This is a genomic window from Denitrobacterium sp., from assembly GCF_056180635.1.
In genome coordinates this window covers 22,005-43,028 of sequence record NZ_JAZZJS010000066.1, presented here as the reverse complement: position 1 = coordinate 43,028, position 21,024 = coordinate 22,005, and the positions used below count along the sequence as shown (strand labels likewise).

20 protein-coding genes and 1 pseudogene are annotated in these 21,024 nt (G+C 60.7%); 12 read left to right on the top strand and 9 right to left on the bottom strand.

The genetic code is table 11. The annotated features are described in order from the left end of the window. The 4 genes and pseudogenes from AC04P6_RS05960 to AC04P6_RS05945 all read left to right on the top strand — a co-directional run. Window positions 1–288: pseudogene (locus AC04P6_RS05960) on the top strand (ABC transporter permease); the annotation flags it as partial. Further along, window positions 278–1,120, top strand: a complete 843-nt coding sequence (locus AC04P6_RS05955; RefSeq protein ID WP_475565704.1) for an ABC transporter ATP-binding protein — start codon at window positions 278–280, stop codon at window positions 1,118–1,120. The pseudogene AC04P6_RS05960 and the gene AC04P6_RS05955, both read left to right, overlap by 11 nt. 73 nt (window positions 1,121–1,193) lie before the next feature. Then, window positions 1,194–1,919, top strand: a complete 726-nt coding sequence (locus AC04P6_RS05950) for an IspD/TarI family cytidylyltransferase (protein ID WP_475565703.1) — start codon at window positions 1,194–1,196, stop codon at window positions 1,917–1,919. Next, window positions 1,912–2,937, top strand: a complete 1,026-nt coding sequence (locus AC04P6_RS05945) for an alcohol dehydrogenase catalytic domain-containing protein (RefSeq protein ID WP_475565702.1) — start codon at window positions 1,912–1,914, stop codon at window positions 2,935–2,937. Before AC04P6_RS05950 ends, AC04P6_RS05945 begins: the two co-directional genes overlap by 8 nt. Before the next feature lie 15 nt (window positions 2,938–2,952). Here the strand turns inward: AC04P6_RS05945 and AC04P6_RS05940 are convergent, their stop codons facing one another. Then, the gene (locus tag AC04P6_RS05940; protein ID WP_475565701.1) at window positions 2,953–3,624 is read right to left on the bottom strand and encodes a Crp/Fnr family transcriptional regulator; all 672 of its coding nucleotides are present in this window, start codon (window positions 3,622–3,624) and stop codon (window positions 2,953–2,955) included. A gap of 139 nt (window positions 3,625–3,763) precedes the next feature. Between AC04P6_RS05940 and AC04P6_RS05935 the strand changes: the two genes are divergently transcribed. Then, window positions 3,764–4,483, top strand: a complete 720-nt coding sequence (locus AC04P6_RS05935; protein ID WP_475565700.1) for an ATP-binding protein — start codon at window positions 3,764–3,766, stop codon at window positions 4,481–4,483. A gap of 33 nt (window positions 4,484–4,516) precedes the next feature. On the opposite strand, the gene AC04P6_RS05930 is transcribed toward AC04P6_RS05935, so the two are convergent. Continuing rightward, window positions 4,517–4,858 (bottom strand): winged helix-turn-helix transcriptional regulator, encoded by a 342-nt coding sequence (locus AC04P6_RS05930; protein WP_475565699.1) that lies wholly within the window; start codon window positions 4,856–4,858, stop codon window positions 4,517–4,519. 119 nt (window positions 4,859–4,977) lie between these two features. On the opposite strand from AC04P6_RS05930, the gene AC04P6_RS05925 reads away from it, so the two are divergent. The 3 genes from AC04P6_RS05925 to AC04P6_RS05915 all read left to right on the top strand — a co-directional run bounded on the left by AC04P6_RS05925 (window position 4,978) and on the right by AC04P6_RS05915 (window position 8,069). After that, window positions 4,978–5,370, top strand: a complete 393-nt coding sequence (locus AC04P6_RS05925; protein WP_475565698.1) for a pyridoxamine 5'-phosphate oxidase family protein — start codon at window positions 4,978–4,980, stop codon at window positions 5,368–5,370. A 108-nt stretch (window positions 5,371–5,478) separates the two neighbouring features. Then, complete coding sequence (locus AC04P6_RS05920; protein ID WP_475565697.1) at window positions 5,479–6,360, top strand: LysR family transcriptional regulator; 882 nt, start codon at window positions 5,479–5,481, stop codon at window positions 6,358–6,360. Window positions 6,361–6,458: 98 nt separating this feature from the next. Beyond that, the gene (locus AC04P6_RS05915; RefSeq protein WP_475565696.1) at window positions 6,459–8,069 is read left to right on the top strand and encodes an FAD-dependent oxidoreductase; all 1,611 of its coding nucleotides are present in this window, start codon (window positions 6,459–6,461) and stop codon (window positions 8,067–8,069) included. A gap of 114 nt (window positions 8,070–8,183) precedes the next feature. Here the strand turns inward: AC04P6_RS05915 and AC04P6_RS05910 are convergent, their stop codons facing one another. Then, window positions 8,184–9,134 carry a LuxR C-terminal-related transcriptional regulator gene (locus tag AC04P6_RS05910; protein ID WP_475565706.1) on the bottom strand — a complete coding sequence of 317 codons (951 nt, stop codon included), beginning with the start codon at window positions 9,132–9,134 and terminating at the stop codon, window positions 8,184–8,186. A gap of 307 nt (window positions 9,135–9,441) precedes the next feature. Between AC04P6_RS05910 and ptcA the strand changes: the two genes are divergently transcribed. From ptcA to arcC, 4 genes are all read left to right on the top strand, one after another. Then, the gene (gene ptcA / locus AC04P6_RS05905) at window positions 9,442–10,482 is read left to right on the top strand and encodes a putrescine carbamoyltransferase (RefSeq protein ID WP_475565695.1); all 1,041 of its coding nucleotides are present in this window, start codon (window positions 9,442–9,444) and stop codon (window positions 10,480–10,482) included. Between the two features lie 57 nt (window positions 10,483–10,539). After that, on the top strand, window positions 10,540–12,000 hold the full coding sequence (locus tag AC04P6_RS05900) for an APC family permease (protein WP_475565694.1): 1,461 nt from the start codon (window positions 10,540–10,542) through the stop codon (window positions 11,998–12,000). A 90-nt stretch (window positions 12,001–12,090) separates the two neighbouring features. Next, a complete protein-coding gene (gene aguA, locus AC04P6_RS05895) occupies window positions 12,091–13,251 on the top strand; it encodes an agmatine deiminase (protein WP_475565693.1) in 1,161 nt (386 codons plus the stop codon). 6 nt (window positions 13,252–13,257) lie between these two features. Next, on the top strand, window positions 13,258–14,220 hold the full coding sequence (arcC, locus tag AC04P6_RS05890) for a carbamate kinase (RefSeq protein WP_475565692.1): 963 nt from the start codon (window positions 13,258–13,260) through the stop codon (window positions 14,218–14,220). Between the two features lie 84 nt (window positions 14,221–14,304). Here the strand turns inward: arcC and AC04P6_RS05885 are convergent, their stop codons facing one another. The 6 genes from AC04P6_RS05885 to AC04P6_RS05860 all read right to left on the bottom strand — a co-directional run bounded on the left by AC04P6_RS05885 (window position 14,305) and on the right by AC04P6_RS05860 (window position 21,022). Then, a complete protein-coding gene (locus AC04P6_RS05885) occupies window positions 14,305–15,054 on the bottom strand; it encodes an ABC transporter ATP-binding protein (RefSeq protein WP_475565691.1) in 750 nt (249 codons plus the stop codon). Window positions 15,055–15,062: 8 nt separating this feature from the next. Continuing rightward, window positions 15,063–16,001, bottom strand: a complete 939-nt coding sequence (locus AC04P6_RS05880; RefSeq protein ID WP_475565690.1) for an ABC transporter ATP-binding protein — start codon at window positions 15,999–16,001, stop codon at window positions 15,063–15,065. Between the two features lie 36 nt (window positions 16,002–16,037). After that, a complete protein-coding gene (locus tag AC04P6_RS05875) occupies window positions 16,038–17,600 on the bottom strand; it encodes an ABC transporter substrate-binding protein (RefSeq protein ID WP_475565689.1) in 1,563 nt (520 codons plus the stop codon). 78 nt (window positions 17,601–17,678) lie between these two features. Then, complete coding sequence (locus tag AC04P6_RS05870; RefSeq protein WP_475565688.1) at window positions 17,679–18,542, bottom strand: ABC transporter permease; 864 nt, start codon at window positions 18,540–18,542, stop codon at window positions 17,679–17,681. Continuing rightward, window positions 18,514–19,500, bottom strand: coding sequence for an ABC transporter permease (locus AC04P6_RS05865; protein ID WP_475565687.1), 987 nt, complete (start codon window positions 19,498–19,500; stop codon window positions 18,514–18,516). The genes AC04P6_RS05870 and AC04P6_RS05865 overlap by 29 nt, the downstream gene beginning before the upstream one ends. Before the next feature lie 13 nt (window positions 19,501–19,513). After that, complete coding sequence (locus AC04P6_RS05860) at window positions 19,514–21,022, bottom strand: class I SAM-dependent methyltransferase (RefSeq protein WP_475565686.1); 1,509 nt, start codon at window positions 21,020–21,022, stop codon at window positions 19,514–19,516. Window positions 21,023–21,024: the final 2 nt, after the last annotated feature.

The following is a 21,024-nucleotide window of genomic DNA, read 5'->3' as shown; positions in this document are numbered from 1 at the left end:
TTCGGCCAGCTCATGAAGGCGCTGAACAACCCCTTCTTCTGGCTGTCGGGCATCCTATTCAACATGGAGATTCTGGGGCCCGCGGGCTTTGGCTGGGCGGCCGACATCATGCTCTTCAATCCCATCACCTTCTTCGTCACGGCGTTTCGCGATGCCCTGTGCGAGAAGGTCTGGTTCTGGGATGACCCGGTTTTCTTCGGGTGCTTCTGCATCGTCTTCTTCGCCACGCTCGTCGTGATGCTCCTCGTGTACAAGCACTTCAACGAGGAGGTGTCCGATGCCCTCTAGCGCCGAGGAAAAGCTCCATCAGGTGCGTCTGGTACGCGATGCCCATACGGCAACCAGCAACGAGACTGCCATCCTGTTCGAGCACGTAACCAAGCAGTACAAGCTCTACAAGAACGAGCGCAGCCGCTTCCTGGGCATCTTCAACACGAAGTCGCGCTCGCTCGTAGGCGTGGTGAACGCCAATGACGACCTTTCCTTCGAAGTGAAGAAGGGCGAGGCCGTGGCCCTGGTGGGCCGCAATGGCGCTGGCAAGTCCACTGCGCTGAAGATGATCACGGGCGTGAGCCATCCCACGAGCGGAACCATCACCGTGAATGGCAGGGTGAGCGCGCTGCTCGAGCTGAACGCCGGCTTCGACGGCCAGCTCACCGGTCGCGAGAACCTCGCCCTGCGCAGCCAGGTGCTGGGTATGAAGAAGTCTGAATTCCAGGAACTGGAAGAGCAGATCGTCGACTTTGCCGAACTGGGCATCTACATCGACCAGCCCATGAAGATGTACTCGAGCGGCATGAAGGCGCGCCTTGGCTTCGCGCTGGCAGCTACGATCGAGCCCGACATCCTGGTGGTTGACGAGGCGCTTTCCGTGGGCGACCGCAAGTTCCGCGCCAAGTGCATCGAGCGCATGTCCGACATCATGTCGAACAAAGACGTCACCATCATGTTCGTGACGCACGAATCGAAGGCCGCTCAGGAGTTCTGCACGAGGGGCATCGTTCTCGAGCAGGGCAAGATGATGTACGATGGTGCCATCGAAGATGCCGTCGATTATTACAACAACGAGATTATTCAGCTACCCGACACGGGAAGTAAAGCGCCGAATGCCTCGGCGTAAATATGTTAGGGGGAGCGCGGGGTCTTGCCCGCGCTCATTATTTGCAGGTCACGTGCGATAGATAGAGGATTCAATGGTATACGCAGCTATTTTGGCGGGTGGTTCGGGGACCCGCATGGGAAACCCCAACAAGCCGAAGCAGTTTTGGATGATGGGCGACCGCCCGGTAATCGTGCATACCATCGAGAAGTTCTGCCTCGTCGATGAATTCTCGAAGATCATCGTGCTTTCCCCGGCCACGTGGCTGCAGCAGACGCACGATATCGTGAGTCGCTACCTGGGCGCGTTCCAAGATCGCATCGACATCGTGGCTGGCGGTGCCGAGCGCAACGATACCATCATGAATGCCATCGGGCATATCGAGCGCGAATACGGCCTAAGCGACGATACCATCATCGTCACGCACGATGCGGTGCGCCCGTTCGTCGATTACCGCATCATCGTCGAGAACATTGCCGCAGCGCGCGAATACGGTGCCTGCGATACCGTGGTGCCCGCAACCGACACCATCGTGCACAGCGTCGATTCCCAGATGATCGCAGCCATTCCCAATCGCGCGGAATACTACCAGGGCCAGACGCCCCAGTCGTTCAACGCCAAGCGCCTCAAGATGCTCTTCCAGGAGCTCACCGACGAGGAGAAGGCCATTCTCACCGATGCTTGCAAGGTCTTCGTGCTGAAGGGCGAGCAGGTGGCCATGGTGCGCGGCAGCGAGAGCAACATCAAGCTCACGTACACCAGCGACATGCGCATTGCCCGTGCGATGATGGAGCAGGAGGAAGAGGCGCATCATGCTTAATTGCGTGTACCGTCTTGTTTCGCCGCGCACTATCGAGCCCGTGCAGGTGGACGTATCGGTGGGCGAGGGCGATGTCGTCATTCGTCCCACGCACCTTTCCATCTGCAATGCCGATCAGCGCTACTTCCAGGGTCGTCGTTCGGCGCGCGCAATGGCGAAGAAGCTGCCCATGGCGCTTATCCACGAGGGCATCGGCCGTGTGGCCTGCGATGCGAGCGGCGCGTTCACGCCAGGCCAGCGCGTGGTGATGCTTCCGAACAATCCCGTTGAAACCGACGAGGTCATTAAAGAGAATTACCTGCGCAGCAGCCAGTTCTGCGGCAGCGGGTACGACGGCTTCATGCGCGAGCTGGTGGTTCTGCCCGCATCGCGCGTCATCGCCCTTCCCGATTCCATCTCCGACGAGGTGGCCGCGTTCACGGAGCTCGTGAGCGTTGCCGTGCATGCCGTGACGCGATTCGGCGAGATTGCCCATGCGCGCCGCCAGACGGTGGGCGTGTGGGGCGATGGCAATGTGGGCTTCATCGTGTCGCTCGTGCTGCGCGTACTGTACCCCGATATGCGCATCGTGGTATTCGGGCGCAACGCCTACAAGCTTTCCGACTTCACGTTTGTCGACCAGACGTTCCTCACCACCGATGCCGCTAACGCCCCGCTTATCGACCACGCGTTCGAATGCTGTGGCGGCGACGGTGCCGCATCCGCGATTGGCCAGATCATCGACACCATCAAGCCCGAGGGAACAATTTCCCTCATGGGCGTGTCCGAAAATCCCGTGCCCGTGAATACGCGCATGGTACTGGAAAAGGGCCTGCGCCTGTTTGGCAGCAGTCGTAGCGGCCGCGAGGATTTCGAGCGCACGCTGCAGCTGTATTGCGACCATCCGCAGGTGGCGAACTACCTGTGCTCTCTCGTGGGGTCGGTCGTGGATGTCGCTTCGATTCGCGACATCGCTCACGCATTCGATACCGACACGCGCAAGCCCATGGGCAAGACCATTATGAAATGGAATATGTAAGCGCCTGAAGCGCGCCTACAGCGTGGCGTTCGCGTTCAGCACGAAGTGGCTGCGGCTGCTTTCCAGAATGCCCTCGTCGCGCATCTTGGAAATCTCATTTGACATGGCGCTTCTGTCTACGCCCAGATAGTCGGCCAGCTGCTGCCGGTTGAAGGGGATGTCGAATTCGCTTGAACCCGCGCGTTCCGATTCGTACGACAGGTACGAGAGGAGCTTCCCGCGAATCGATTTCGGCGTGGTGTGGAAGAGCTGCTGGGAAAGCCCCAGGCTGCGTCGTGCGATGAGCGTCGTGAGCTTCAGCGAGAGACGGCGGTGATGTGGGCATGCGTGCGGGCAGGTGGAAAGCACCTTGCTTGCGTTCAGGAACATGATGCGGCAATTCTCGCGCGCGACTACGTTCACCAGAAGCGGTTCACGGGGGATGGCCGCCTGCTCCTCGCAGAAGAGCTCGCCGATCGAGCAGGTGCGCATTACGCGCGCGTCGCCCCATACGTCGACGTTTTCCACGGACACGCTTCCCTCCAGAACGAGGCCCACATCGGGCGTGATGTCGCCCATGTGCAGGATGTACTCGCCGTTGCGGTACGTTTTCACGCGCGACCCCAAGCAGCCGAGCATCGACTTGATTTCCTCTTCGGTGGTTCCCCCGAAGAGCTCGCATGTCGTCAATAGGGATGCGTCGTGCATCGTCGTCCCCTCACCGTGTCCCGTAATGGTTCGTTCACATGATGCTCTATATCGTATGGCCTGTATGTTGTTATGACAACATACGCGCGTGAATCATTTGGATAGGCTGCTTGTGGAAGCCAACGAAAAGGAGCTGGAAATGATTCGCAAGATTATTCAAATCGACGAGCAAGCGTGCAATGGATGCGGCATCTGCGTCGATGCATGTCATGAGGGCGCAATCGCGATTGTGAACGGCAAGGCGCGCCTTATGCGCGACGATTTCTGCGATGGCTTGGGCGACTGCCTGCCCGAGTGCCCGACGGGAGCCATTACGTTCGTGGAGCGCGAAGCTGCCGCATACGACGAGGCTGCGGTGGAAGCCGCCAAGGCCAAGCGGGCTGCCTCTGCTTCGGCGCATCACGCGGGAGGCGGGTGCCCGGGTGCGGCCGTGCGTAGCTTCGCGCGTTCCGCTGCTGGCGAAGCGCCCGTGAGCGCCTCTGGGGCCGCGTCCGAGTCCCGCTTGGGCAACTGGCCCGTGCAGATCAAGCTGGCGCCCGTGAATGCCCCGTATTTCGATGGGGCGCACCTGCTCATCGCCGCCGATTGCTGCGCCTATGCCTATGGCGCGTTCCATGACGAGTTCATTGGCGGGCGCGTGTGCCTCATCGGCTGCCCGAAGCTCGATATGGTGGATTACACGCAGAAGCTGCAGCAGATCATCGAAGGGAACGGCATCAAGAGCGTGACTATCGTGCGCATGGAGGTGCCTTGCTGCGGCGGGTTGGAGCAAGCGGCGGTGGAGGCCCTGAAGGCGAGCGGAAAATTCATTCCGTGGCGCGTGGCGACCATCTCCCTCGACGGGCGCATTCTCGACTAGCTCGTCGCTGCCTGGGTTCGCTTTGGGTGGGTGCTATTCGGCGCGTTCCTTCAGGTGCTCGATGTACTTGTTGCCCCATAGTTCGAGCGCGGAAAGCACAGACTTGAATTCGCGGCCGATGTCGCTGAGTTCGTATTCGACCTTCGGGGGAATGTCGGATTGCACGTTGCGCACGATGAGCCCATTGTTCACCAGGCTCTTCAGCTGGCGGGAAAGGGTGGTGTGCGTCATTTCCTCGGGCATGCGGCGCTGCAGTTCGTTGAAGCGCAGCGGGCCGTTTGCCAGCAAGTGCAGGATGAAGAGCGACCATTTCCCCGAAAGGACTTTCTGGGATGTGACGTATGGGCAAATGCCGAAGAGGTCTTTCTGTTCCACGATGCTCCTAGGTATCGTAAATGATACTGGTATCAAAAAATAACGTACTTGTTTGAGCCATCCTATATACGTTTAATACGTTGTGCAAGGGAACAGAGACACATCACGAAAGGATTCCCATGGAAAAGGTTCATGACTATCTGGTTAAGTGCGGTACGTTCTACCTGGCCACCGTCGACGGCGACGTTCCCCAGGTGCGCCCCTTCGGCGCGGTGAGCGAGTTCGAAGGCTCCCTGTACATCGTCACCGGCAATCAGAAGGACGTGTACAACCAGATGAAGGCCAATGGCCACATCGCCATCAGCGGCATGGTCGAGGGCACGTGGATTCGCCTGCGTGGCGTGGTCGAAGAGGATACGCGTCGCGAGGCCCGCGTGGCCATGCTCGAGGCCAATCCCGCGCTGACGCAGATGTATTCTGCCGACGATGGCGTCATGACCGTCTTCCGCTTCACCGAGGGCACCGCTTCCGTGTGCTCCTTCACGGAAGCTCCCGTGGAGTACGCGCTGTAGCGCATAATCCAGAGGTGCTGCGTGCGGGGTCGTCGAATAGGCGGCCCCGTTTTCGTTTGCGCGCATGCGAGGGTAGAATGCCTATGCACGATAACGAGGAGGGGTGCAATGAGGACGACGCAGCTCGAATACTTCAAGGCGGTGGCGCGCACGCTGAGCTTCACGCGCGCTTCGGAAGAATGCCACGTTGCGCAGCCGGCTATTAGCCAGCAGATCAAGGCGCTCGAAGATGAGCTGGGCTTCCCGCTGTTCGTGCGTTCTACGAAGGGCGTTCGCCTTACCGCGGCGGGACGTGCGTACTACCACGACACGCTGAACGTGATCGAGGCGCTCGACAAGTCGGCGAAACGCGCTCGCGCCATTGCCGATGGCTCGGCAGGCGAGCTAACGGTGGGCGTGGCGAATTCGGGCCAGACGACGTATTTCGATGCACTGCGCGATTTTACCTCGTGCTATCCCGAAGTCGACCTCAAGCTGCGCCGCTCGCGTTCGCGCACGCAGCTGCAGGAGCTGCAAGACGGCTACTACGACACCATGGTCACGGCGCTGGGCAGCGAGACGCGTCCTGGCGTTTCCTATACGGGCGTGGAGGGCAATCCGCTTTGCCTCATCGTGAGCGCCGACCATCCGCTTGCGAACGCGAAGGGGCTTTCCGTGCGCGACCTTCTTTCGTTTCCCCACATCATCGCCGACTGCGAGAACGACCTCTATCTGTACGAGACATACCCGTATCTGGCCGATTCCCCGGAAACGCCCATCATTCGCGCGGAGGACCAGGATATCGCGCTCGCGACGATGATGATGGGGTTTGGCGTGGAAGCCATGCCCACCGACGTTTCGCAGGCCATTGGCGGCGATTACTGCGTGCTGGATGTGCCCGACTACAAAGCCGACATCGTGGTTGGCTGGGCGTACCTCACGTCGAACGAGAACCCAGCCCTGGCGAAATTCATCGAGTTCATGGAAGAGGCCTATAACGTCGGACTATAAGTTTCCCTTATCGCTTTCCCGCAAACCGATATTTCACGTATGGCTCGCGCGGCAATAGGGTGGAGCCATATTGGTATCACGGAGGGAAAGAGGAAACTATGGCCGAAATGTCACGCCGTAATTTTCTAACGGGTGCGGGCCTTGCGCTCGCAGGTATCGCGGGCGCCGGTGCGCTTTCCGGTTGCGCGCAGTCGAAGAGCGCTTCCGATAAGGCTGCCGCAGCCAGCGAAGCCGCGGAAATCAAGACCGCCGACGAAACGCGCGAAGCCGACATCGTCATCGTCGGTTCCGGCGCAACGGGTTGCTTCGCCGCCTACGAGGCGAAGAAGCAGGGCGTTCAGAACGTGCTCGTCGTCACGAAGTCGGGCAACGCCACCGACTCGAACTTCAACGAGATTACGGGCACGTGCGCCGTGGAAACCGAGGGAACCGCGGCCATTGGCCAGACGTTCACGCTCGTCGACCTGTACAAGCACATGATCGCGTACGCCCACTGGACGGTGAACGCCAAGCTTCTGCGCAAGTGCACCATGATGCTGGCCGAGGATATCGAGATTCTGGCCAAGATGGGCGTGGAAGTGCAGCTGCTGGGCGACCGGTACAACGTGGGCTTCGTGGACGTTCACGGCTTCATGACGCCCGATAAGGGCCTGCCCGTCGAGCAGTACCTCACGGGTCAGGGCGTGGAATTCCTCTATGGCGCTCCCGCAACCCACATCCTCATGGAAGATGGCGTTGCCAAGGGCGTGCAGTGCGAGCAGAAGGGCAAGGTCATCGATGTGAAGGCCAAGGCCGTGCTGGTGTGCACGGGCGGCTACATGGCCAACGAGGACATGCTCAAGGACGTCTACGGCGCGGTCGAGATCGCCAACATGGGCTCCAAGAACAACACGGGCGACGGCCAGAAGATGGTGCTCGAGGCGGGCGGCGTGGAAGACCGCATCCATGGCCTGGGCATGAACGACATCTACGGCATGAACAAGAAGTCGACCCTTTCGGTATTCAATGCCAACCCGCTTATGCAGCTTGCGTTCTACGGCGGCCTGGTAACCGACCCGTCTGGCAAGCGCTTCCTCGACGAGTACATGCTCGCCCAGCAGCCCATGAGCGGTGGTGGCGAGGCCACGCTGCATCAGAAGAGCTACTACGCCATCTTCTCGGGTAACGTGGTGGAATCCATGGCCAACCAGAGCTACTTCGCGTCCATCGGCTCGCCCGAGGTGTGGACGTCGGCCATGACGATGTTCAACGCGCCCATTCCCGACCTGCAGGCCAACCTGGAAAAGGGCAAGGCCGAAGGCTGGATCTACGAGGGCAAGACCATCGACGAGCTGGCCAAGGCCGCGGGCCTGACCGACCTTGCCGAGACGGTGAAGACGTACGATGCCATGGTGGCTGCCAAGAACGACACGGAGTTCTTCAAGCGCGAGGAGTTCCTGTGGCCCGTGGAAGACGGCTCGAGCGTGTACTACGCCTTCGAGTACAACCCCAGCGCCTTCAATACCTTCGGCGGCGCTCGCACCGACGACGACTGCCGCGTGCTCGACGTGAACTTCGAGCCCATCCCGGGCCTGTACGTGGGCGGCGTTGAAAACGGCAGCCTGTTCTGCACGCCGTACTATGACTGCGGCGGCTCTTGCTCGGGTCTTTCCATGGCATCGGGTCGCGTTGCGGCACAGCATATGGCCGAATACATCAAGCAGGCATAGCCTGGTTCGGCCACCTTACTTTTTGGCATAACCCTCCCTTATGCAATCGGCTCGATGGGTCTGCAGCCCCGTCGAGCCGAACCATTTTTCGGGAGCGTTCCGGATGGGGAAGCGCTAGCCGCGCCAGAAGTCGCGCTTTAGGCTCTCGCGGTTTTCCTGGTTCGTCTTCTTCAGGATGTTGTGCACGTGCGCCTTGATGGTGCCCAGAGCCAGCGTGAGCTCGTTGGCGATGTTCTGGTTGTCGCGCCCCAGCAGGATGAGGTGCAGCACCTCGCCTTCGCGGTCGGACAGGTTGTAGCGCTTGCAATAGACGGGGAGCAGCTCCTCGATATGGTGCTCGATGGGCGTGTCCTCGCGTTGGGGCGGGCGTTCGAACCTGATGGCGAGCGTATGCGCCGACGAGCGAATGCTGAACCAGGCCAGCAAGATGAGCATGATGTTCTCGCTGAAGTTGCGCTCGGAAAGGTAGAGCGGGAAATCGGCGGAAATGAAACCCGGGTTGAGTGCGAGGATGACGATGGAGTCCTCGCAGAGAATGCAGAGCACCAGGATGGAGCAGATGATGAAGGGCTTCTTGAAGCGCTCGAACCTCATGCGCTCTACCGGGTCGGTTGCATGACGGTAGCGGTGGATGCAGTACAGCGACACGAAGATGAGGAACGCCTGCCTCATGGAGTAGTAGAGGAACTGCCTCCAGGCGGCGTCTTGCACGAACAGCACCGCCAGGCTTCCCGCTACGAAGGCGATTGCGGGCCCGAAGACGAGCGAGTGCTTGCGTACGTCGAGGTAGTCGCAGACAATGAGCCACAGGCATTGCAGGAAGCCCCCGCCTGCCACGATCTTCAGATAGGGGTAGTTGATCGAGTAATACAGCGATTGGTCGAATGCCAGATTCTGCGAGAGGAACTCTTCCTGGAAGATGAACGACACGTCGAAGAGGTAGAAGAGGAACATGCCCGCGGCGTAAAGGAATACCTTCCTGTGGCATACCAGATGCGCGGATACGCATACCGAAGCGCTGAGCGCGCAGATGACTAGAAGCGTAAGCGTGTATGTGAAGAACACAAGGCTCAAAACGCATCCTCCCCAAACGATGCAGCCATTGAAGCAGAGTTTATCGCATGTCCCGCACGGTAAACCCTTAGACTTTCCCGATATAACCCAGTTGAAATTGATCCCAGCTCAGCGGCTGGGTTAATTTGGTTATAGGGGTGCGTGCCGCAAATTAATCCCGATTATTTCTTTTCATCTTTGCCGCTCTTTTCGATGCTGTGCCTAGGAGGCGTGCATCGCGGGTTCGATGCGCTTGCGGCGGCGGGAGAGAACCGCCGCATGGAACGCCAGGTTCTCGGAGTAAGAAAGGGAGAACGAAATGGTTAAGGATTATCTGGATACCAACGACTTCACGAAGGAAGAGCTACTCGACATGGTCGATTTGGCTCTCGCGATGAAGAAGAGCATCAAGGAGGCCGGCACGTACCCGCAGCTGCTGAAGAACAAGACGCTCGGCATGATCTTCCAGCAGGTGTCCACCCGCACGCGCATCAGCTTCGAAACGGCCATGACCGACCTGGGCGGCCATGCTCAGTTCTACGGCCCTGGCACCATCCAGCTGGGCGGTCATGAGTCAATCGAGGATACCGCACGCGTCATGGGTAGTCTCGTAGATATCATGATGGCTCGCGTCGACCGCCATAAGGACGTCGTGAATCTGGCGAAGTACTCTGCCGCTCCCGTTATCAATGGCATGAGCGAGTACAACCATCCCACTCAGGAGCTGGGCGACCTGCTCACCATGATCGAGAACCTGCCCGAGGGCAAGAAGATCGAGGACTGCAAGCTCGCCTTCATCGGCGATGCGACGCAGGTATGCGTGTCGCTCATGTTCATCTGCTCGAAGATGGGCATGGACTTCGTGCAGTTCGGCCCCAAGGGGCATCAGATCACCGATGGCGGCCTGCAGGTGGAGAACAAGGTCGACCTGCTTGCCATCGGCCAGGCGAACTGCGAGGTTTCCGGCGGCACGATTACCATTTCCGACGACATCGAGAGCATCAAGGGTGCCGACTTCATCTACACCGACGTCTGGTACGGCCTGTACGACGAAGAGGTCGAGGGCGCGAGCTACATGGACGTCTTCTATCCGAAGTACCAGGTGACCATGGACATGATGAACTTCGCGAATCCGAATTCGAAGTTCATGCACTGCCTGCCCGCCACGCGCGGCGAGGAAGTGGTCGACGAGGTCATGGACGACCCCGAGCGCTCCCTGTGCTGGGTGGAGGCCGAGAACCGCAAGCATTCCATCCGCGCGATCCTGGCCGCGCTGTGCCCCGTAACGCCCGTCGACGAGAAGCTTGCCGCCGAGGCCGCCAAGGAAACCGAAGCGGCGCTCGCCAAGTTCGGCAAGTAGCGTAGATGCTGCCATGCGGCGGGGCGACCCGCCGCATCCTAGAGAAGGGAAGCCATCATGGCATCTGATAAGAAATTCTCATTCGCAAGCGTCATCCTCACCGTTATCTGCGTCGTGTTCGTGGCCGAGGCGGCAGCCCCCGCATCGGCTATTGGCAATCAGCAGTTCTTCTGGTGGATATTCCTCATCATCACGTTTCTCTTGCCCTATGGCCTCATTTGCGCCGAACTGGGTACGACGTACGAGGGCGACGGCGGCCTGTACGACTGGGTGCGCAACGCCTTGGGAGACAAATGGGGCGCACGCGTGAGTTGGTACTACTGGATCAACTTCCCGCTGTGGATGGCGAGTCTGGGCACGCTGTTCCCCGACATCATCACCATGTGCTTCGGCATCGAATTCGACGTGGCGGGAACGCTTGCCATCGAGCTGGCGTTCGTGTGGGTCGTCGTGTTCCTGTCGTTCTTCAAGGTGAGCGATTCGGAGTGGATCCTGAACGGCGGTGCCGTGCTGAAGGTTCTCATCGCCGTCACCGTGGGCGTGATGGGCATCTGGTTCGCGCTTACCTATGGCTTCGCGAACGACATGTCCGCCGAGACTTTCCTGCCCGATCTGACTAGTTATAACTCGATTCAGTATCTGTCGATTATCTTGTTCAATTTCATGGGTTTTGAGGTAGTTACAACGTTCGCTAGCGATATGAAGGACCCCAAGACCGACATCCCGAAGGCCATCATCTTGGGCGGTATCGCCATTGCGGCCATCTATCTGTTTGCGAGCTTCGGCATTGGCGCCGCCATTCCCGCCGAGGAAATCGACCCCGATTTCGGCATGATCGTGGCCGTCATGACGATGCTGGGCGAGAACTCCTGGCTGTTCATCGTCATCTCGCTCGTGTTCCTGGTAACCCTGTTCGCCAACATGACCAGCTGGTCGTTCGGCGTGAACTTCGTCGCCGAATACGGCGCCAAGCACAACAACATGCCTGCCGTGTTCGCCGTCGAGTCGAAGAAGACCGGCATGCCCGCCGGCGCTGCTATCGTGAATGGCATCGTGGCCACGCTTGCCCTGCTAATCCAGCTCATTCCCATCGAGGAGATTTCCGATGGCCTGTTCTGGTCGATCTTCAGCATGAACGTGTGCTTCCTGCTGCTGGCCTACATCCCCATCTTCCCGGCGTTCCTGAAGCTGCGCAAGGTCGACCCGAATCGCAAGCGCACCTATGTCGTGCCCTTTAAGGGAGCGCTCCTGAAGGCGGCTTGCATTATCCCCGCCATCGAGCTTGTTTTGGCCATTATCGCAACGGTAGTTCCCTTTGGCGCCATCGCGGAAGGCACGGTTGGATTCGTCGATCTGTTCCCGCTCATCGGCGTCGTGGTGGGCATTGCGATCGGCGAAGTGATGCGTGTCATGTGCGCCGGCAAGCGCGAGCGCGAGTTCGCTGGCCTTACGCCCGAGCTTTCGGAGGCATGGCTTGCCAATCCCGAATGCGATGACCCGGCGAAGCTGGTTGACTAGTCGCATAGCCACTGCTTTCCACTGCGCTTATTTGGCGGGGCGCGTGTATGCCCGCCCCGCCTCACCCGAAACAAGAGAGAGGGTTTCAGCATGAAAACCATTACCGAAGATATCTCCACGCCCAAGGCCGACGGCTTCCGCATGCCCGGCGAGTTCGAGCCCCACAGCCGCGTCTGGATGGGCTGGCCCCATCGCACCGACACGTGGTCGTTCGGCGCCAAGCCTGCGCAGAAGCAGTACGCTGCCGTTGCGCGTGCCATTGCCGAATTCACGCCCGTTACCATGTGCGTTAATCAGGTCGATTACGCGAACGCCAAGGCCGTGTTCGAGAACGACGAGAACGTTCAGGTCGTGGAAATGACCACCGACGACGCATGGTTCCGCGACACGTGCGCGACGTTCGTGGTGAACGACGAGGGCGAGGTGCGCGCCAACCACTGGCATTTCAACGCCTACGGTGGTTTCGAAAACGGCCTGTATTTTCCCTGGGATAAGGACGAGCAGATTGCCGTGAAGGTCGCCGAGCTGGCTGGTGCGCGCACGTATCGCCCCGAGAGCATGATTCTGGAAGGAGGCTCCATTACCGTCGACGGCGAGGGCACGGTCATCACCACCGATATGTGCCTGCTCGACCCCGGTCGCACGGCTAGCGCTACGGGCCTCGAGCCCTGGAGCGAGGAGCTGCGCGCCTACATGACCGAGCATCTGAAGGAATACCTGGGCTGCGAGAAGGTCATCTGGGTGAAGGATGGCATCGACCCCGAGGAGACCAACGGTCATATCGACGACGTGGCCACGTTCATCAAGCCTGGCGTTGTCGCCTGCATCTGGACGGACGACCCCGAGTATCCCTTCTACAACGAGTGCCATGCGGCATACGAGACGCTTTCCAACGCGACCGACGCGAAGGGGCGCAAGCTGAAGGTCTACAAGCTCCCCATGCCCGTACGCCCGCTGTTCATGACGCAGGATGCCTGCGACTCGATCGACATCGACGAGAACGCCGAACCGCGCGTGGCCGACGAGCCGCTCATCGCCTCGTACATGAATTACCTGGTTACGAATGGCGGCGTCATCGTTCCGCAGTATGGCGACGAGAACGACGAGCTTGCGGTTCGCACGCTGCAGGAAATCTACGACGCCGAGTGGGGCGCGGGCGCCTACAAGGCCATGGGCGTGCAGTCCGAGCAGGTCGTGTACGGCGGTGGTAACATTCATTGCATCACGCAACAGCAGCCTTCGGGAAGGTAGGTATCTATGGCTTTCGTCGATAACGATACGCGCGTTGTGGTGGCGCTTGGCGGTAACGCGCTGGGCGACACGCCGGAAGAGCAGATCGAACGCGTTCGCGCTGCCGCGCCCGAGCTTCTGAACCTCATCACGCAGGGCAACGAGATCATCATCACGCACGGCAACGGGCCCCAGGTGGGCATGATCCAGAAGGCGTTCACGTACGCGCATCAGGCGGATGCGAGCATTCCCATGCTCGACCTGCCCGAATGCGGAGGCATGAGCCAGGGCTACATCGGGTATCACCTGCAGCAGGCGCTTGGCGTTGCGCTGCACAAGGCCTACAAGCGCTGGCATGTTGCCTCGGTGGTGACGCAGACCGAAGTCGACCCCGACGACCCGGCGTTTTCCAATCCCACGAAGCCCATCGGCGCCTTCCTTTCGGAAGAGCAGGCGAAGGCCGAAATGGCCGCTCATCCCGAGCAGACGTTCGTGGAGGATTCTGGACGTGGCTGGCGTCGCGTGGTGGCGTCTCCCGAGCCCAAGAAGATCGTCGAGGCGGAGTCGATCCTGAATCTGCTCGACAACGACTTCATCGTCATCTGCACGGGTGGCGGCGGCGTGCCCGTCGTGCGCGATTACAACGACAAGGGCGCGTACAAGGGCGTTGCCGCGGTCATCGACAAAGACCTGGGTGGCGAGCTGCTTGCAGAGGACTGCAAGGCCGACGTTCTCATCCTCCTTACGGCCGTCGACCATGTGGCCATCAACTTCGGAAAGCCCGACCAGGAGGACCTCGAGGACATCACCGTCGAAGAAGCCGAGCGCTATCTGGCAGAAGGCCAGTTCGGCAAGGGCTCGATGGAGCCCAAGGTGCGCGCGGGCATCCGCTTTGCGAAAAGCCGACCCGGTCGCGTGTGCATCATCGGCAGCCTCGATAAGGCGGGCGATGCCATGGCAGGGAAGAGCGGCACGCGCATTCACGCGTAGCGGCGTTCGGCCCTAACGTTTCGAACATGAAAACGGGCAGGTCTCGCGACCTGCCCGTTTCGTTTGCGGCGTGTGTTTCGCGCGCTACAGCACCGCGCTAAGCAGGCGCTGCGTGTATTCGCTGCGAGGGTGTTCGACGACTTCGCTCGCCGTGCCCTCCTCGACGATCTTTCCCTCGTGCATGACCATGATGCGGCTGCACAGGCCCTGCACGAGGGCGATGTCGTGGGAGATGAACAGCACGGCGGTGTTCGTCTTCTCGCATGCGTCTGCCAGCAGCTCGACGACTTGCGCCTGAACGCTCACGTCGAGCGCGCTCGTAATCTCATCGCAGATGAGAACCTCGGGCGATACGGAAAGCGCGCGTGCGATGGCGGAACGCTGGCACTCGCCGCCGCTTAGCTGGTGCGGGTACTTCTTCGCATATGAGGCATCGAGGCCCACGCACGAAAGAAGCTCCAGCGTGCGCTGGCGCGCTTCGCCCTTGGGCGTGCCGAGGTTCCTCTGGATGGCGGTGATGCTGCCGCCAATCGTGCGTTTCGGGTCGAAGGAGTCGCGCGGCATCTGGAACACCATCTGCAGGCTGCGATACGTCTTCTTCCCGTAGGGGTAGGAGAGCGCTTGCCCCTTGAGCTCGATCGTGCCGCTATGAGGGCGTTCGAGGCCCATGATGGCGCGCGAGAGGGTGCTTTTGCCGCAGCCGCTTTCACCCACGAGCCCCAGCAGCTCGCCAGGCCTCAGGCCGAATGACACGTCGTCTACGGCGCGGAAGGGCTCGCGGCGGATGCCCTGCTTGTAGCTCACGCAGATGTTCTTGATTTCCAGGATGTTCATGACGTTCCCTACTGAACGGCCTTGATGCAGCGGGCCATGTGGTTTCCATCGACGCTTGCGAGCGGCGGGACGCTGGCCTTGCAGGCGGCTTCGCATGCGGGGCACTCGTTTTGGTACGGGCACCCCACAAGGGTGCGGTCCTGGCCGTTGGTGCGGATGTTGCGCGGCGCCTTCTTGCCCATGCGGGGAATGGCTCGGATGAGGTTCTTCGTGTAGGGGTGCGCCGGATTCTCGATGACCTGGTTGGCGGGGCCGCATTCCAGCACGCGCCCGGCGTACATCACCACCACGTCGTCGGCCAAGCTCGAGATGACGCCCATGTTGTGCGACACGACGAGGATGGCGACGTTCGCGTCTTCGCGTACGCGGGCGAGTTCGTCCACCACCTGGGCCTGCGAAACCACATCGAGCGCGCTCGTTGGCTCGTCGGCAAGGAGCAGGGCCGGGCGCAGGCACATCGCCATGGCGATGGAGACGCGCTGGCACATGCCCCCCGAAAGCTCGAACGGGCGGCTGTTCAGGATCTTGTGCGTGTCCGGCAGGCCGAAGGCGGCCATGAGCTGGCACATGCGCTCTTCGGCTTCGTCGTAGCTTGCTCCCTTATGGCAGGCTACGAGCTCCTTGAGCTGCGTGCGGATCTTGCGCGTGGGATGGAACGAGCTCTCGCTGTTCTGCGCGATGAGCGCCATGTCGCGTCCGCGGACTTGGCGCAGCTGCGAGCTGGGGAGGGTGGTGAGGTTTCGGTCTTGGTAGCGAATCGACCCAGACGTCACCTCGCCGCCCTCCAGGATGCCGAGCGTCGAGTAGATGACCGTGCTCTTGCCGCTGCCCGATTCGCCCACGATGCCGCAAATGCGGCCGGGGGAAACGGAAAGCGAGACGTCGAAGAGGATCTGCTTGTCCCCATATGCCACGTCGATGTGCGATATATCCAGCAGCGTTTTCATCGGTCCTCTATCTTGCGCTTGGTGCTCGTATCTTGGCTAGTTGTTCTTGTCGATGGCCCAGAGGTACAGCCCCACGGTCTTGTTGGCGCCAAATACGGTCTGGGTGGTGGAGATATCGGAATTCACGTACGTGTAGGTAATCGGACGCATGATGTAGATGTACTGGTTCGAGGAAAGCACCTCGGCCTGCACCGTCTGGGCGAGCTCGATGCGCTTGCTGGTGTCGGATTCGGCAGCCATCTTGGTGAGCGCGTCGTCTACCGTCGCATTGGAGTAGTTCGTGAAGTTCGAGTTGCCACCGGTCTTGAAGACGGGGGCGAGGTAGTTCAGCGCATCGCCGTAGGTGAGCGTGTTGTAGCCATAGGTGGCGATGTTGAAGTTGCCGGCCTTCAGGTCGTCCATGATGGAGTCGGAGACCGTAATCTCGCTGTCGATGCCGATGTTCTTGAACATGGCCTGCAGTGCCTCGCTGAGCTTGGGGAACTGGTTGGCGGAGTAGCAGGTGATGTTCAGCGTGAGCTTCTCGCCGTTCTTGTCCAGGAAGCCGTCGCCATCGGTGTCGGCATAACCGGCGTCAGTCAGAATCTTCTTGGCCTTGTCCGCATCGTAGTGCGGCTGGTCGTTCTTGTCGCTGTAATAGGGCGAGTAGCTGGGGAAGATGGAGTACGCGGACTCGCCGGCGCCAGCGTAGAGGCCGCTCACGATGGAGTCGCGGTCGATGGCGTAGGTGAGCGCCTCGCATACCGCGGAATCCTGGGTGAACGTGTAGCTGGGGTTCAGGTACAGGTAGTACACGCGGCCGTTGCTCGTGGAGGAGTATTCCTTGAACTCGGGATTGTTCTGGAACAGGCTTGCGTCGGTGCTGGCCACGGTGCCCCAGTCGAGTTCGCCCGACTGCAGCGCGCTTGCGATGGCCGTGGCGTCGAGGCCGCACTTGGAGTGCACCTTCTCGGCGATGGGGGTGCCGCGCCAGTAGTTGTCGTTGCGCACCATCTCGCAGTTGCCGTCGGAGTCGACGCTCTCGAGGATGTAGGCGCCGGTGCCGACGATGTGCTTCGACAGGTCGTCGGCTTCATGGGTGTCGAACACCAGCAGGTTCGTGTCGGAGAGGATCTTCGGCAGCGTGGGAACCGCGGTGCTCGTGGTGATGGTGAGCGTCTGGCCTTCGGCTTCGATGCTCGAGACGCTCAGCATGGAAGCCAGGCGCTCCACGCCATTCAGCTCGTACTCGAGCGATTCCTTCACGGCCTGCGCGTCGAGGTCGCGGCCGTTCGAGAACTTCACGTTCTCGCGGATGTTGATGGTCCAGGTCAGGCCGTCGTCGGACATCTCGTATCCGGTGGCGAGGATGCCGTTTGCGTCGGTTTCGTCTTCGGTGAGCTCGAAGAGCGTCTCGCAAATGCCCAGGGTCACCGAAGAGCCGCCCTGATACTGCACGGCGGGATCGAGGGTGAACGCGGTGGTCGTGTTGCTGGTGTTGCAGACGATGTTCAGCTCGGTGCTTCCGCTATCCGCGGTGCCGCTGCTGCAGCCTGCAAGGGCGATGCATGCCGTCATGGCGCATGCGAGTGCCGCTCCAATCAATGCCTTCTTTTTCATTACGTGAAACATTCCTTCCTTGTAACTCTCCCAGGGTTGTTGCGTAGTGCTTTTCTATCTAGTCGCGGGCCTCCCTTTCTATCGCGCTCGTTCACGTTCGCGCGGATTGAGCACCGCGTTGACGCTGTCTCCGAACATGCCCAGCACCATGACCACGATCACGATTGCCGCGCCGGGGAAGAATACGGTCCAGGGGGCTACCTGCAGCGTTGCGCGTCCGTCGTTGAGCATGTTGCCCCACTCGGGGAAGGGCGGGGTGGTGCCCAGTCCCAGGAACGACAGGCCGGCGAAGCTTAGGATCGAGCCGCCGATATGCATGCTCGCGTACACCACGAGGGGCGTGAGGGCGTTGGGCAGGATGGTTTTCACGAGGATGGAAACCCTGCTCATGCCCGAAATCTTTGCGGCTGCCACGAAGGGGCGCTCCTTCAGGCGGATGCTCTGGCTGCGTGCTAGGCGCGCATAGCCCGTCCAGCCCACGGCGCACATGGCGATGATGCAGTTCTCGATGCCGCCGCCCAGCATGGCGGCAACGGCGATGGAGAAGATGAGCGACGGGAACGCCTGCACCGCGTCGACGAAGCGCATGACGATGGTGTCGAATTTGCCGCCGATGTAGCCGCAGATGATGCCAATGGCGCTGCCGATGCAGAGCGTGATGGCCACGACGACGTAGGCGCTGATGATGGAGCGTGCGGCACCGTAGAGCAGCCTGCTCTCGATGCACCGTCCGATGTAGTCGGTGCCCATGGGGTATTCGCTCGAGGGCGCGGCGGTGACGTTCGCCAGGTTGATCTCGTACGGGTCGTGCGGCGCGAAGAACGGCGCGACGAATGCGAACACGGTCATGAGAAGGACGACGGTGAACCAGAAGAGGAAGCGCGCCTTGGCCGAGATCGTAAAGCGACGGCGTTTAGCTGTTTTGGCTGATGAACGGCGCAACGTTTCCTCCTTGTTCCTGTTCGGTCTCAATGCGTTTTGCGATTCGCGGGTCGGCGTAGGCGTTCGCGATGTCCACGACGAGGTTCACGAGCACGTACGTCGCGGCCGTGACGAGCACGAAGCCCTGCATGAGCGGGTAGTCGCGGTTCGTGATGGCGTTCACCGCGAGCCTGCCCAGGCCCTGGTACGTGCACACGATTTCGATGATGGCGGTGCCTCCCAGCAGGGCGCCCATCGTGAGGCCCACAAGCGTGAGCAGCGAGGGCAGCACGCTCTTCAGCGCGTTGCGGTACAGAATGGTGCGTTCGCGGATGCCGCGCGCCCTGAGCGTGCGGATGTAGTCTTCCGACATCTCGTCGATGATGGCCGCGCGCGTCTGGCGAATGTAGGATGGCGAGATGGTGAGCGCCAGGGTAAGGGCAGGCAGCACGATGCCGATGCTCTTGCCCGAGCTTACGGTGGGCAGCCACTGCAGCTTGATGGCGAACACGTAGAGCAGGATCATGGCCGCGAAGAAGCCAGGCAGCGAGCCGCATACGAAGGAGCATGAACGAATCAGCAGGTCGATGAACCTGTTTTCGTGCGTGGCGCAGACGATGCCAAGCGGGATGGAAATGAGCAGCGTGAGCGCCATGCCCAGCGCCGCGAGCCTGAGCGTGTTGGGGAAGTAGTTCGCGATTTCGCTTGCCACGGGATTGCCCGTGTAGAACGAAGTCCCGAAGTCGCCATGTAGCACGCCCACGATCCAATTGAAGTATTGCTCGAGGAAGGGCTTGTCGAGTCCCAGTTGTTCGTGGATGGCGGCGATCGCCTCGTCGCTGGGCGCATCGCCGTTCTGCGTGAGGTAGATGACCGCCGGGTCGCCCGGGGAAAGGTACATGAGCGCATAGGCCACGAGCGAAATGAAGAGCATGACCGGTATGAGCCAGAGTATGCGGTTGATGATGTAGCGAACCATGGAATACGACCTGCTATTCGGCGTGTTCGGATGCGGTTGCGGGCTGCTTGTTGTTGCGGGCCGCAATGAGGAAGCTCGTGTAGTACCCCATGTCGTAGACTCCCTGTTCCAGGAGCTTCTGCGGGGTGAACACCTCTTTGCCTATGATGTCGAATCCCATGGCGGGAAGCGCGACCTCGTCCCATTCGCCGGGGCGATCGAACTTCGAAAGGGGCAGGTCGCGTGCCGTTTCGTCGCACAGCGAGTAGTCGATTTTCAGCGCGCCTTCCTTGCCGTGGGGCGAACCGGTTTTCTCCTCCACGAGCTCACGTGCGCGGCGAGCCTCCTCGTCGTGGAAATACAGGTAGTGGTTGCCGTCGAGGTAGATTACCGTGCCGCCCGGCTTCACGACGCGCTGCCATTGCGAGAATGTGCGCTCGGGGTCGGGCAGGGCCCACGTGAGGTTGCGCGACACGACCACGTCGAAGGTGTCGTCATCGAAGGGCAGCTCGTCGGCGCGCGTGTTCAGGAAGCGGATGCTCAGTCCCTTGGCGGCCGCCGTCTTGCGTGCGCGCTCGACCATTTCCGAAGCCAGGTCGATGCCCGTGACGTCGTGCCCCATAAGCGCCATCGCGCAGGCAATGCTGCCCGGGCCGGTGCCCACATCCAGTACCTTGAGGGGCCTATTGGGCAGGTATCGGCAGATGCGCCTGCCAATGCCGCGCAGGTCGTCTTCGTCGCTCGTGAAGCCGAACGTGCTCGAGCGCCTGTTCCAGTACGTGCGCATGTTGTCGAGCGCGACGCCTTCGGGCTGCTTCGTGGCGCAGACCTCGAACAGGGGCGATTCGCCGTAGAGGTCCTTCTCCCATTCCTCGTACAGATGCTCGCCAACGTTTTCGCTGATCTTCACGTCGAAGCCAAGGCGCTCGAGCGTCTTGCGGTCCCATGCGGGACGATACGTGCTGGTGAGCGGCGCCGTCTTGTAGTACTCCATGTCGCCGCACGAGACCACTTCGCGGCGGCCGTATTTCTGGAAGTAGCGCTCTTCGCGTGCGCGAACCTTCTTCATGAGCTCGTCGTCGAAGAAGTGCATCTGCCAGTTGGCGTCGTATACGAGCAGCGTGCCGTATGGCTTGAGGATGCGCTTGAACTGGGCGTACGTTTCCTCGGGGTATTGAAGCGTCCAGGTTACGTTGCGCATGACCAGCACGTCGAACGTGTTGTCGGCGAAGCGTAGGTCGGTGAGGTCCATGTGGATGAAGGTGGGGGATACGCCCAGCTTGCGGGCGTTTTCGCGTGCGCATTCGAGCATGCCGTCGGAGCTGTCGATGGCGGTGACGTTGTGTCCCTCCTCGGAAAGAATGCACGAGAAGAATCCCGGTCCGCAGCCCACGTCGAGGATGTTGAGCTGCGTGCGGTTGGGGAAGTGGTCGAGAATCTGGCGCTTCCACGCCTCCTTGCGGAACGACTCGAATTCGGACGTGATGTAGCGGTTGTATCCGTCGCCGTTTGCCCAGCGCTTTGCTCTCTCCTTGTTGTTCACGT